This window comes from Agromyces sp. NPDC055658 (assembly GCF_053618155.1).
Genome location: NZ_JBSHHD010000003.1, coordinates 64,307 through 77,498 on the forward strand (window position 1 = coordinate 64,307; position 13,192 = coordinate 77,498).

8 protein-coding genes are annotated in these 13,192 nt (G+C 67.0%); 2 read left to right on the forward strand and 6 right to left on the reverse strand.

From position 1 onward, the window contains the following. Nucleotides 1-69: 69 nt before the first annotated feature. From ACWGPE_RS02425 to ACWGPE_RS02450, 6 genes are read right to left on the reverse strand one after another with little or no spacing between them, the layout of a single operon-like run. Nucleotides 70-3,249, reverse strand: a complete 3,180-nt coding sequence (locus tag ACWGPE_RS02425; RefSeq protein ID WP_452048043.1) for a type I restriction endonuclease subunit R — start codon at nucleotides 3,247-3,249, stop codon at nucleotides 70-72. Beyond that, the gene (locus tag ACWGPE_RS02430; protein ID WP_452048044.1) at nucleotides 3,246-4,721 is read right to left on the reverse strand and encodes a hypothetical protein; all 1,476 of its coding nucleotides are present in this window, start codon (nucleotides 4,719-4,721) and stop codon (nucleotides 3,246-3,248) included. The genes ACWGPE_RS02425 and ACWGPE_RS02430 overlap by 4 nt, the downstream gene beginning before the upstream one ends. Then, a complete protein-coding gene (locus tag ACWGPE_RS02435) occupies nucleotides 4,669-5,907 on the reverse strand; it encodes an exonuclease domain-containing protein (RefSeq protein WP_452048045.1) in 1,239 nt (412 codons plus the stop codon). The genes ACWGPE_RS02430 and ACWGPE_RS02435 overlap by 53 nt, the downstream gene beginning before the upstream one ends. After that, nucleotides 5,907-7,115 (reverse strand): restriction endonuclease subunit S, encoded by a 1,209-nt coding sequence (locus ACWGPE_RS02440; protein ID WP_452048046.1) that lies wholly within the window; start codon nucleotides 7,113-7,115, stop codon nucleotides 5,907-5,909. The genes ACWGPE_RS02435 and ACWGPE_RS02440 overlap by 1 nt, the downstream gene beginning before the upstream one ends. Continuing rightward, entirely contained in the window at nucleotides 7,108-8,721 is a 1,614-nt protein-coding gene (locus tag ACWGPE_RS02445) for a class I SAM-dependent DNA methyltransferase (RefSeq protein WP_452048047.1), read from the reverse strand. Before ACWGPE_RS02445 ends, ACWGPE_RS02440 begins: the two co-directional genes overlap by 8 nt. A gap of 8 nt (nucleotides 8,722-8,729) precedes the next feature. Next, the gene (locus tag ACWGPE_RS02450) at nucleotides 8,730-11,354 is read right to left on the reverse strand and encodes a hypothetical protein (RefSeq protein WP_452048130.1); all 2,625 of its coding nucleotides are present in this window, start codon (nucleotides 11,352-11,354) and stop codon (nucleotides 8,730-8,732) included. Between ACWGPE_RS02450 and ACWGPE_RS02455 the strand changes: the two genes are divergently transcribed. Next, complete coding sequence (locus ACWGPE_RS02455) at nucleotides 11,286-12,083, forward strand: DUF2130 domain-containing protein (RefSeq protein ID WP_452048126.1); 798 nt, start codon at nucleotides 11,286-11,288, stop codon at nucleotides 12,081-12,083. The two genes, ACWGPE_RS02450 and ACWGPE_RS02455, sit on opposite strands and share 69 nt — an antisense overlap. Nucleotides 12,084-12,278: 195 nt before the next feature. Beyond that, the gene (locus tag ACWGPE_RS02460; protein WP_452048048.1) at nucleotides 12,279-13,133 is read left to right on the forward strand and encodes an NYN domain-containing protein; all 855 of its coding nucleotides are present in this window, start codon (nucleotides 12,279-12,281) and stop codon (nucleotides 13,131-13,133) included. The last annotated feature ends 59 nt before the right edge of the window (nucleotides 13,134-13,192 follow it).

Genomic DNA, 13,192 nt, shown 5'->3' on the forward strand with positions numbered 1-13,192 from the left:
GGTCGTCGGACGATGGGGCTCGATTGGGCTGCGTCGTGTACCCAGTTTTGGGGACGCACGCACCATGCGTCAGGCGCGCCGTTCCTCCGCATACCGCGGCGCCATCGACTCCATCTGGTCCATGACCAGCTTGATGGCTTCCGGTTGCTTGTCGGGCGGGTACTTGTACTTCACGAGCAGCCGCTTGATCGACGCCCGCAGCTTCGCGCGTACGTCGTCGCGCACGGTCCAGTCGGTGCGCACGTCACGCCGCATCACAGCCACGAGTTCACGTGCGATCTGCGCGAGCACGTCCTCTCCCTGCAGATCGATCGCGGACTCGTTGGTCGCGACGGCGTCGTAGAACGCGAGCTCGTCGCTCGAGAGCGGCGGCGAGAATTGCGAGCCACGGGATGCCTCGGCTGCGACCTCCTTCGCCAGCTCGACGAGCTCCGCGATCACCTCGGCCGATGTGAGCTGTTGGTTCGTGTACCGGTTCATGATCTCGGCGATGCGTTCCGAGAAGGCTCGCTCCCGCACAAGGTTGCCGCGCGTCACCGCGGCCCCCGCATCGGTCAGCGACTTGCGCAGTGCCTCGATCGCGAGGTGCGCGTTCGGCGCTGCCTGGGCCTTCGCGAGGTACTCCGGCCCCAGGCCGTCGAGCGCCAGGCGAGGGAGGCCGGCGGCGTCGTAGATGTCGACCACGTCACCCGGGGCGATCGAGTCGGCGACGAGATTTCCGAGCAGGCGCGAGATCTCCTCCGGGATCGGCTCGTCGCGCGACTGACGCTCGGCGGCGTCGAACTTCGCCATCCAGACTCGCACCTCTTCGTAGAAGGCGATCTCGTCGTGCAGTTCGGCGAGGCCGTCACGGCCCGACGCGAGCGCCCAGGCTCGGGCGAGTTGGCCGGTCGTGGTGCGGTACCGCGACGCGAGACGTTCAGCGCCGAGTTCCGGTGCGTTGAGCGGGTTCGAAGCATCCCGCAGGTAGTTTGTCGCCGTCGTCGCCGCCGTGCGCCATGCCCGCGACCCGCCCTGCGCCACGATCGAGCGCCAGGGGCAGTCAGCGAGCATCTCGCGGATCTGTGCTACCAGCTCGGTCGCGATCGACACGGCCTCGTCGACGTCGCGACCGATTGGCTTGTTCTCCTGGTCGGAGACGGTGTATTCCGACAGCGCCTTCGCGAGGTTGTCGGCCAGCGGGGCGTACGCGACGAGCAGTCCGTCCTCTTTGCCGCGGAACGTGCGGTTCACGCGCGCGAGGGTCTGCATGAGCAGCGCACCCTTGAGCGGCCTGTCGAGGTACAGCGTGTGCAGCGGCGGGGCGTCGAAGCCGGTGAGCATCATGTCTTTCACGATGACCAGTTCAAGCTCGTCGGACGCATCCTTCAGGCGCGCCTTGATCGCCTTGTTCGCGGAATCGCGCCGCACGTGGTCGCTCACCGGCGGCTGATCCGAGGCCGACCCCGAGTAGACGACCTTGATGCGCCCCTTGTCGAGCGCATCCGAGTGCCACTCGGGTCGTAGCGCGACGATCGCCGTGTACAGTCGCGCGCAGATCTCGCGCGTGCCGCCCACGACGAGCGACTTGCCCGGCGACTGGAGGAAGGGCTTCATTCGCTCGCGCCGCTCCTCCCAGTGCTGCACGAGGTCGGCGGCGAGGGTCTCGATGCGCTCTGGCGCTCCGTATACGGCGTTGACGACGGCGACGGATGCTTCGAGCCGAGCCCGTTCGGTGTCGTCGAGTCCGAGCGTGTACTCGTCGGCTGCTCGATCGATGTCCTCTTCGGTCGCACCGTCGGCGAACGAGACCTTGATGAGCCGCGGCTCGAAGTACACCGGCACGGTGGCGCCGTCGTCGACGGCCCGGGTCAGGTCGTAGATGTCGATGTAGTCGCCGAACACCGCGCGGGTGTCGCGCTCGGCGAACGAGATCGGGGTGCCCGTGAAGGCGATGAGTGTCGCGTTCGGCAGTGCGTCGCGCAGGTGGCGGGCATACCCGTCGAGATCGTCGTAGTGGCTTCGGTGTGCCTCGTCAACGACGACGATCACATTCCGGCGATCGGTGAGCAGCGGATGCTGCGTGCCCGACTGCTTCTCGGTTTCGGTGAGCCCGAACTTCTGCAGCGTCGTGAAGTAGATGCCGCCCGTGACCCGGTTGCTCAGTTCGTCGCGCAGTTGCGCGCGCTCGCGCACCTGTGCGGGTTTCTCGGCGAGCAGCAGGCTCTGGTCGAACGTCTGGAAGAGCTGCCCGTCGAGCTCGGTGCGGTCGGTGACGACGATCACGGTCGGGTTCTTGAGCTTCGGATGCCGCGACACGAGGTTCGCGTACAGCTCCATCTCCATCGACTTGCCGGAACCCTGGGTGTGCCACACAACGCCAGCCTTGCCGTTGGTCTCGACCGCCTGAACGGTGCTGCCGACGGCCTTCGTCACGGCGAAGTACTGGTGCGGTTTCGCGATGCGCTTGGTGAGTCCGTCGGCGTTCTCGTCGAACGCGGTGAAGTTGCGCACGAGCTGCAGGAACCGTTCGGGGTTGAAGAGGCCGTTGAGCGCGTCGTCGATCGGCTCGACCGAAACCCCTTCTTCGATGCGCGGCTGCGTGAGGGGCACGCCGTCATCGTCGACGTTCCACGGTGCGAAGTGGTTGAGCGGCGTGAACGGTGTGCCGTATTTGGCCTCGAGGCCGTCGCTTGCGAGTGTCAGCACGCAGAAGCGGAACGCCATCGGAAACTCGCGCAGGTATGTCTGCAGTTGCGCGTGCGCGGCGGCGACTCCGGCGGACGCCGAACCCGCTCGCTTCAGCTCGACGATCACCAGCGGCATCCCGTTGACGTACAAGACGATGTCGAACCGGCGGTGCAGGTCGCCGCGCCGAATGGTGACCTGATTGACCGCGAGCCAGTCGTTCTCCTGCTCGGCGCCGAGCAGGCGCAGCCGGGCGTTCTGTTCGATGCCGTCGGGGTCGATGTAGCTCAGCGGATAGCCGCCGACCAGGTACTGGTGGATGCGGTGGTTCTCGGTGATCGCATCCTGCGACTTGGGAGCCGCGATCTCGGCGACCGCCTGCTGCAGGTACTCGCCGGGCACGCCCGGGTTCAGCCGACGCAGCGCCTCGAGCAGGCGCGGGCGGACGAGCAGGTCGTCCCACGTGTCGCGCTCGCCGGTGCCTGGGGCGATTGCTTCGCCGGCAACCGGCCGCCACCCCAGTGGCTCTGCAAGCAGGTCGAGAGCATCGTTCTCCCAGGTCGCTTCAGACAACTCTGTCATGTCAGCTCCGTGTCATTGGTTTCAGTGGTTCCGGTGTCGCTGGTTCCGCCGGTGCGCTGGAGACGGTTCGCGAGCTTCTCCGCGAGCCGGCCGGTCGTCGTGCGGGCGCTCTCCAACGCTTCGGTGCCGAACCGACCGGCAGCCTGAAGTCCGTCTTTGCCGGCACCGACGACGTCATCGCGCGCATCGATGGCCGCGGCCGACCAACGTCGCGCTTCGAGAGCTGTGCGCTCGTCGGCGACTCCGAGGGTGACGTGGAGGTCGCCGACCCCGGCGGCGACCTGGTTACTCGCATGGACGACGACCTTCGCCGACACCGGGTTCAACAGCACCTTCGCGTTGGCTCGGTTCGCGGCCGCGTCCATGCGGGCGACGAGCTGAACGGTGGTCGTGGCGATGAGTTCGAGACGGCGCTGCCGCGCGGTCTGCAACGCGATGCGATGCTTGTCGAGCTCGTCTGGCGAGGCGTCGAGCACGCGGTCGAGCTCGAGCACGCCCATCGCCTCTTGAAGCTGAACGCACCGAGCGAGGACGGCCAGCCACTCCACGACCGTGTCTTGCGCCTGCTTCGCGAGGTCGGCGAGCTCGCCGATCTTCGTCTCGCGCTCCAGCTTCTCGGCAAGCCCGTCGAGTTGCCGCAGCGCATACGCCTGAGTGCGCGCGATCGTCGCGGCGGAGCTCTGCACCTTCGACCACGTCACTTCGGATACCCGGCCGACCTCTGCTCGCACGACCATCGCCTCGTCGAGCATCAGTTCGACGCCGATCATGTCGGCGATCACCGCATCTTTCTGCGCGCGGAGGATGTCGTCGACCTTGGCGTCGATCTTCGCCAGATACTCGGTGATCTCGTCCATGGCCTGCTGCATCGCGTATTGTGCCATGATGCCGCCGACGCCGGCGAGGATTGCGGGGTTGGTGAGCATCGCACCGGGCTTGGTGACGAACTGCAGGTTCTTGGTGAACTGACCGTTGGTGCCACGGGTGGTCGCCTGGACGAACTTGCCGCCCGATCGTTGCACGAGGGTTGCGCCGTGGGCGGCGCGCGCCGATTCCTCGGTCAGCTTCATCCATCGCCCGGCGTTCGCTGAGACCTCCGACGCAGTCTGCAGCGCTGACCCGCCTCGTGCGATCGCCGGCGCGAGCGGCCGAAGGTCGAGGTCGCGCGTCGGCACGCCCGCCGTCGCGACGAACCGTTCGACCGCTCCGGGATCGCCGAAGACGACCAGACCGTCGCCGTCGCTGATGAACTCGATCTCGTTGCCGATCTCCTCCACGGGGATGTCGTCGGGGTTGAACTCGGTGGTCACAGTGCCATCGCCTTCTCTCCTGTGTGGGGCTCTCGCATCAGATCGTGAAGAAGATGAACTCGAAGCTTCCCGGTCGCCTCTGGGGTGATGAGTTCGTGCGTCGTCCAGGTCACGAGGCCTCCGAGGCTGCTTCCGCGAGGAACCGAACGAGCCAATCTTCACCGACGATCGGGATGCCGTAGTCGCGCGCCTTCTTCGCCTTGCCCGACAGCGAGTCGGGATCGGCGGCGACGACCAGGGCGACCTTCTTCGTGACGGTCGGGTGCGGCAGGTATCCGTGCTCGCGAAGCTCGGCCTCCCAATCCGAACGTTCGCGCGACATGTCGCCGGTCAACACGATGACCGCGCCGGGATGCAGCGCGAACGCCTCGGTCGATGCCTCGTCCACGGCCGCGGGAGCCACCTCATCGACGGCTGCAGCGATATCGGCCTCGTCGAGTTGCAGCAATTCGCCGACCGCACGCAGGTCGGCCTTCTCGTCATCGGTGAGCACGCCGTCGGCCCACGCGCGTCGCTCGAGCTCGACGTAGTAGTCGCGGTGGATCGCATCGACCGCCGGGCGGGTCAGCCCGAGTTCGGTCGCGACGGCAGCGAGTTGGTGGCCCTCTGAGACCGAGATGAAGCCGTCGAGCAGGCACCGATCGAGGAGCGCGGCGTATTGCGCGGCAGCGCCATCGACCGCTTCGCGCTCGGCGTCGGTCGAGATGCGTTCGAGAAAGCTCGGCGGTGTGGCGGATGCCTCGGCGCGAGGTTTCACGACGACCCCGGTCCTGCGGGTGACGGGGTACGTGTACGCCCGGCCGGCGTTCGCGGTCCGAACCCAATAGTCCTCCCAACCCGACCATTCGAGGCTCGTGCGCCGGTAGTGCGAGAGCAAGCAGGCAGCGGCGAACGAGTCGGATCCGGCGCTGTGCGCGAGGCCGTGCTCGATCGAGTGGGCCGCGCACGCGTGGCTGAGTGACCCGGACGCTCCGAGCCCGAAGCTCGCCCCGAGACTCATGGTGCACACGCTGGGGGTGTCGGGCACGAGCGTGTAGCCCGCCCGCGCGAACTCGGCGTGCAGAAAGCGCAGGTCGAAGCTCGCGTTGTGCGCCGCGAACACGCGCCCGGCGAGCAGTTCGGCGAACTCGCCGACGATGTCGCCGAACACCGGAGCGTCGAGGATGTCTGCCGCCCGGATGCCGTGGATCTGCTGCGGCCCGAGGTCGCGCTCGGGATTGATCAGGGTCTCCCAACGACCGGTCACCGTCCCGTCGTCGTCGACATGCGTCACCCCGATCTCGACGACCCGATGGTGGTACGAGGGCAGGAGACCGGTCGTCTCGAAGTCGACCACTGCGAACGCCATCAGACACCCGCCTCGGATGCAGCGGCCTCGGCATCGCGAACTCGAAGCTTGCCCGACATGAGCTGGGGGAGGAGAGCGTCGCGCGTTGCACTGATGATGCGATTCTCACGGAGATTCGACGCCATCGACGACCACGTTTGCTCGAATCTGACTGCATAGTCTCGTAGTTGCTGCTCTTCAGGCAGTGCAATGTCGGTGGCGACGATAACCTTGGCGTTCATGTTCTTCTGGACCGAGCCCTGCATAGCGCCCTCGGCATAGCGGATGTACTCCGAGCTCCGCAAGAACTGGTAGATGAATGGCGCCTGAAAAGGTTCGACCGCGCGCAAGCGGACCAAGTACGAGGCAAATACTGCCGGTGGGTCGCCGGCAGCGACCCAGCCTGTCTTGCCTGGATCGGCCATGCGCGCCACGACGATGTCACCCGCGTGCAGCAGGTACTTTTCACGTTCCCTCTCATCAACGACACAACCTGGCACACCATCCCAATCGATCCAGGGCCGCTTGTTGATGTCAGTCACTCTCAAGAGCCCGGTGCCCTGCGCGTCTGGGACTGCGGAGGTCGTCACGCCATATTGCGTCGTTACCAAATTGGTGAGTGGCACGGTTTCGGTCGCAGCTCGCGCCACGGCGAGGTAATCCGTCGCCAAGAGCTTTGACAACGTCTCCGCGAGGGCGGTGTTGGCGGCGATCTTGTCGTCGAGCGCGCCCAGCACCTCGGCGATCGCCCGCTGCTCGGCGAGGGGCGGTAGCGGAATTCGAAGCCGCGAAAGCTGCGCCTTCGTGAGGGCATTGCGGGTTCCGCCCGCGGTGGCGATCGTGAGGAGGTGAGATTTCATCTCAGGGGCGACGAGCAGCTTCTGGAGGAACAGCGAATTCAGCGACGGCGTCGGGCGAAGGATCGCGACGTGCTGGTTGACGCGCGCGGGGAGCAGTGACGGGTCCATGATCGCCGACCGCGCCACCGAGTCGCCAGTGATGTTGATCAGCACATCGTCCGCCTCAACCGTCACGCTGCGCAGCGACTCCGCCGCTCCGTCGGAGATTCGTGCGAGGCCCTCCGTCTTCATGGCGTTGTCGAGCACATTCTGTGATCGGATCAGGGAAACTCCGTTTGCTTGGTAGACCGACTGGCCTCCGCGAGGCGTAGCGCCCGATCCAATCTTCGTCGTCACCTCGCCGAGCGTGACGTAGGGCCACTCAGGCATGAACCCTCCGGAGTTGCTCGCGGACAACTTCGGCAAGCCGCGCCGACTCCGAAAACTGCGTATCCAGCTCCGCCCGAAGGCGTGCCAGCTTGTCCTCGATCGGCTCGCCGTCGTCTTCGGCCTCAGTCGCGCCGACATACCGCCCTGGCGTTAACGCGTAGTCCGCTGCCTTGATCTCGGCCAGGGTCGCCGAAAAGCAGAAGCCCGGGACATCCGCATACTCATCGAGCGCGGCATCCGATTCGACTCCACGCCATGCGTGGAAGGTGCCCGCGATTTTGGCGATGTCCTCATCACTCAGTGCGCGCTCGGCGCGGTCGACCATGTGGCCGAGATTGCGGGCGTCGATGAACAGCACCTCACCGGCGCGGCCTCCCTTGTCCTTCGCGAAAAACCAGACGCACACCGGAATGCCCGTCGAACGGAAGAGCTGCGTCGGCAGCGCGACCATGCACGAGACGAGGTCGGCCTCGACGATCTCGGCGCGGATCTTGCCCTCGCCGCCCGAGTTCGACGACATCGAGCCGTTCGCCATGACGACACCGGCCTGCCCGCCGGGCGCGAGCTTCGAGAGGATGTGCTGGATCCACGCGTAGTTCGCGTTGTTCGCCGGCGGCACGCCGAACCGCCAGCGCGAGTCGTCTTCGTTGCGCGCCCAGTCCTTGATGTTGAACGGCGGGTTCGCCATGACGAAGTCGGCCTGCAGGTCGGGGTGCAGGTCGCGCGCGAACGTGTCGCCCCAGCGCGGGCCGAGGTTGCCCGAGAGCCCGTGGATGGCGAGGTTCATCTTCGCCATGCGCCAGGTGCGCTCGTTGAGCTCCTGCCCGTACACCGAGATGTCGCTGCCCTCACCGTGGTGGGCGTCGATGAACTTCTCGGCCTGCACGAACATGCCGCCCGATCCGCACGCCGGGTCGTACACCCGGCCGCGCGTCGGTTGCAGCAGTTCGACGAGCACCCGCACGACGCCGGCGGGCGTGTAGAACTCACCGCCGCGCTTGCCCTCGGCGGCCGCGAATTTCTCGAGGAAGTACTCGTACACCTCGCCGAGCAGGTCGCGGGCGCGGCGTCCATCCGATCCGCCCTGCCCTTGGGCCGCGAACCGCGCCGAGTTGAACAGGTCGACGAGCTCGCCGAGGCGACGCTGGTCGACGTTGTCGCGGTTGAAGATGCGGGGGAGCGTGCCCGAGAGCTGCGGGTTCGACTGCATGACCGCATCCATCGCCTCGTCGATCAGCAGCCCGATCGACTTCTCGGTCTCGCCCATCGCGGGGCCGATGCCCTTGGCGTTTTCGGCGAGAAAGCCCCAGCGCGCATTCGCCGGAACCCAGAACACGCCGCGGCCGGTGTACTCGTCGGTGTCGTCGATGAGGTCGGCGATCTGGTCGTCGTCATACCCATCGGCGGCGAGCTCCGCCCGAATGCCGGCTCGGCGCTCGTCGAAGGCGTCCGACACGTACTTGAGGAAGACGAGCCCGAGGATGACGTCTTTGTACTGCGAGGCATCCATCGACCCGCGCAGTTTGTCGGCGGCCTTCCAGAGCGTGTCTTTCAGCTCCTTCATGGTCGACGGCGCCTGCGGGGCGGCTTTCGGTGTGCGGGCCATGTACTTCCTCACTGCGTGGATGCCGCGACAGCGGCGGTGGTGTCGGTGGATTCGTTCGGGCGGGGTTCGGGTTCGAGGGTGACTGCTCCTGCGACGACACCGGCGGCGAGCAGTTCCGCGTATCGATCGAGTCTGGCAGCCCGATTGCGCAGTGCCTCGCTCTGGGCGGCGATGTCGGCGAGTGCCCCCCGAAGTGGGGCAGCGGCTTGAGGTGCGACGCGGCGCAGCATCCATCGCTTCCAAGCGCCGGGTCCGGCCGGTTGACCGACGATGTCGGTCGCCACGAGTTCGGGGATGAGCCCGCCGGGGTCGGCGGCGGTGATGCGCAGCACGCGCGCCGGGTAGGCGACGACCTTCGAACCGTCGACATCGACCCAGGCGGCCGCCGTCGGGCCGGTGCGGAAGATCACGTCGCCCGGGCGGGTGAGACCCGCCGATGGATGCTCCTTCGCGAACGCGAACTGATCGACGCGGATGTCGCCGATCACGGCAGGGTCGTCGAGGTCGGACGCGCTCACGACGACGAGACCCTCGGAACCGTGCAGATCTGAGGTGAGGCGCGTGCCCGAGATGACGCGGAGGTGGCCATCGCGCACCAGGTCGGCGACCGATGTCGGTGCGGGCGGCGGCGACGGCGCGCGGGCGCCGATCGCGAACGGAGCGAGGTCGGCCGCGACCGCATCGGCCGCCGCGTCGATCAGCACGGGCAGGTCGGCAGGGTTCGACTGCACCTGGCGCGTTGCCGTCTTGGCGACAACCAGCGATCCGGCGCGCGCCAGCAGGTTTCGGGTCTGCACGAACTGTGCGAAACGGAACGCGTGCGCGAGAACCTCGCGCCTGCCGCCCATGCTCGCGACGAGGTCGGAGACGAGGTCGGCGCGGGTCGCCGGGGTGAGGGGAGCGTCGATGAGGTCGGCCACGACGGTGAACCGATCGGCGATCGCAACCTCGCCCATCGGTGCACCGAGCACCCACAGCGCCAGCGACTCGCGCGGGGCGGTCTCGACGAGGCCTGTGGTGAGGCGGGCGATGCCGCGCACACGGCCCGAACGTAGCGCATCGTCGCGCAGCAGTTCGTCTGCAGGGTGGAGCGAATCGACGAGTGCTCGCGACGGCCCGATCACGATGGCGGCGTCGTGCTCGCGCAACGAGAGAGCCACCTCGTCGATCGCTCGAAGCACGGTCGCGATGTCGTCGGTGCCGGCGGCGGGAACCCGCGCCACCACCACCGCGCGGCTCGAGGTCGCATCCTTGGCGTCGACCAGAAAGTGGCCGGCGGCAACCAGTCGGCGTCGTGCCCGTCGGGCATCGGCGTCGGTCGGCAGCGCGAGGTCGGTTTCATCGCCGACCGCCGTCGCCACGGCAAGGGCGAGCTCGACGTCGTGGGCATCGAGTGTCACCGTGACGTCGGCCGTTGCATCGGCGATGAGCGCCTGGGTCGCCGCTACGACGAGCGCGATGGCATCGGCAGTGAGCGGACCCGCCGACCCGGTCGTGCTCAGTGATGCGGCACGACGTCGCCCGACGAGTTCGAGCGCGGCTGCGGGGGAGTACGCCGCATCGATCAGGCGCTCGGCGTAGTCGAGCCACGGCGCGCCCCGACCGGCGTGCGCCGCGAGTTCGGTGCGCAATGAGCCGTCGCTCGGGTCTGCCTCGATTGCCGCGTGCAGCAGATCCTCGGAGGTGAGGTCGTCGAGCGTGCCTCGATGCGCGTAGAGCGCGATCAGCGCTTCGAGCTCGGCGACGGCCGGTTCATCCGTGAATGCGAAGCCTGGCGGCACGGCTTCGGCCGCGGCATCCGCTCGCGCTTCTGGATTGTTGCCATGTTCGGTACGCGAGAGCCACTCGGCGACCTGAGCGGCGTCGAAGACCGGCCGGCCTGCCCGTTCGGCGACCGCCTGCGGGAACGGGTCGCTCGTTGCGACGAACCTCTTGCGCCACATCGACGGCACGGCTCGCCGCACGCCGGCCAACCGGGCGACGCCGGTCAGGTCGAGGAGGAGCGGTGCAGTCGTGGGCATGGACTCACAGTACCGAGGACTGGGCGTCAACGGGCGATGTAATTGATAAGGGGACTTATCAGGTGCAAAGCCCAATTGGTCGGCGCAGGCGCACATGATCGCCACATGAACAACGTCACGCCGAACGGTGCAACCCATGAGATCAAGTGCCCGCACTGCGGGACCGTCTTCACCATCGATGAGGCGAAGTACGCCGACATCGCGCAGCAGGTGCGAACCGTCGAGTTCGAGACCGAGGTCCACACGCGTCTGGCCGAGGCCGAGAAGGTCAAGCAGGCCGAGATCGCCCTCGCCGTCGCGAATGCCGCGCAGCAGTCGCAGGAGGCCGCCGCGAAGAAGGAGGCGGAGATCCAGAAGCTGCGGGCCGAGCTGAAGTCCGCCGGCACCGAGCAGGATCTCGCGGTCGCGAAGGCCGTCGCGGCGGCCGAGAAGCAGCTCGGTGAGACGCGCAACAAGCTCGAGCTGCAGTCGGCCGAGCAGAAGGTCAAGGACGCCGCGCTCAAGGCGTCGCACGCGAAGGAGCTCGCGCTCAAGGACGATCTGATCGCGCGCTACAAGGACATGAAGGCGAAGCTGTCGGTCAAGCTCCTCGGCGAGACGCTCGAGCAGCACTGCGAGGTCGAGTTCAACCGCATGCGTTCGCTCGCGTTCCCGAACGCGGAGTTCGGCAAGGACAACGACGCGTCGGCCGGCACGAAGGGCGACTATGTCTTCCGCGACTACAGCGACGAGGGCGTCGAGTACGTCTCGATCATGTTCGAGATGAAGAACGAAGCGGATGCCTCGTCGACCCGCAAGAAGAACAGCGACTTCTTCGCCAAGCTCGACAAGGACCGCAACGACAAGGGCTGCGAGTACGCGGTGCTCGTCTCGATGCTCGAAGAGGACTCCGACCTCTACACCGGCATCACCGACGTCTCGCACCTGTACCCGAAGATGTTCGTCGTCCGCCCGCAGTTCTTCCTCGCGATCATCGCGCTGCTCCGCAACGCCGCACAGGACACGATCCTCGTGAAGGCCGAGCTCGAGCAGGCGAAGAAGCAGCACATCGACATCACCGACTTCGAGTCCGAGCTCGAGGCGTTCAAGGCGTCGTTCGGCCGCAACTACGACCTCGCGAGCCGCAAGTTCACCCAGGCGATCAAGGACATCGATCTCGCGATCGACAAGCTGCAGAAGGTCAAGGACGGCCTGCTCGGCTCCGAGAACAACCTCCGCCTCGCCAACGACAAGGCCACCGCGCTCACCGTCAAGAAGCTGACGAAGGGCAACCCGACCATGCAGGCGAAGTTCGCCGAGCTCGAGGCGGCCGAGGCTCCGGAAGACCAGGACGCGGCCTGAGCGCTGGCAGGTGAGCGGCCTAGATCCTCGTAAGGATTAGGGCCGCTCACCTGCAACCTCGGCCCCCGCCGAGTTCGTTCGGCTCAGCTTCAGGCACCTTCAGGCATCGGGCGACTGGATGCCTCGGGATGCCCCGATGGATCGTCGAACCACCGAACACCGACACGCATCATCCGATACCGAAGGAGCAACACCATGACGAACCGCTCACGCCGCCTCGATTCAGGCCTCGCCGCTCGACCGCGCCGCTCGGGGTCATCCCGCCGTCACAGGCTGCCGCGCTGCGAGCAGACCGGCCTTGCCCGGTACCGCGATCGACACCAGGCGCGACAGGCCATCGACGCCCGCCGTGCCGGTGACCTGCGCGTCTCGCTCGTGACGTACGCGTGCCCCGACTGCCGCGGCTACCATGTCGGCAGTTCGTCCGCTGGGTCGCTCGTGTCGGTGTCGGATTCGATCGAGCGAGTGCCGACGTTCATCGACTCGCTGCCGACGCGTGCGCGCCGGTACGTGCTCTTCGACGTCGAGAACCCGACGTGCGGAGCTCAGGCATCCCGCGCAGAACTCGCGAAGCTCTGGAGCATCCTGAAGGGCCAGGCGCCGGGGTTCAGCGAACGCGACCACATCGTGATCGGCGCCGCGCGCTCTGTCGCGGCCAAGTACCGCGGCGTCATCGACGAACCCAACGTGAAATGGGTCGTGGGCGCCAACGCACCCGACGCGGCCGATCGAGCGCTGCTCGCCGCGATCGACCTGCACCGCGTCGCGCGCAAGTACGACGAACTCGTGATCATCTCCGGCGACCATGCGTTCGCACCGCTGGCCCGACGTGCGAAGAAGTTCGGGCTCCGCGTCCACGTCGTCACCGCGGAGCATCTCGAGCAGCGCTCCGCGCTCGCTCGCGAACTCTCCGAGGCTGCGGACCTCCGAACGCTAGTTCGCCTCTTCCCGCGTTCGGTGAGGGAGCTCGTCACCGCTAAGGTCTCGGCCGGTGGTCAGCTTCACCGGCGCGTCCACTCGCCGGCCGGACCCGCATGGTCGCGGTTGTGAGCTCCAGTGATCACGCCAAGGCCCTGCTGACGTCGACTGAGCGGGGGCAATGCGAAGCC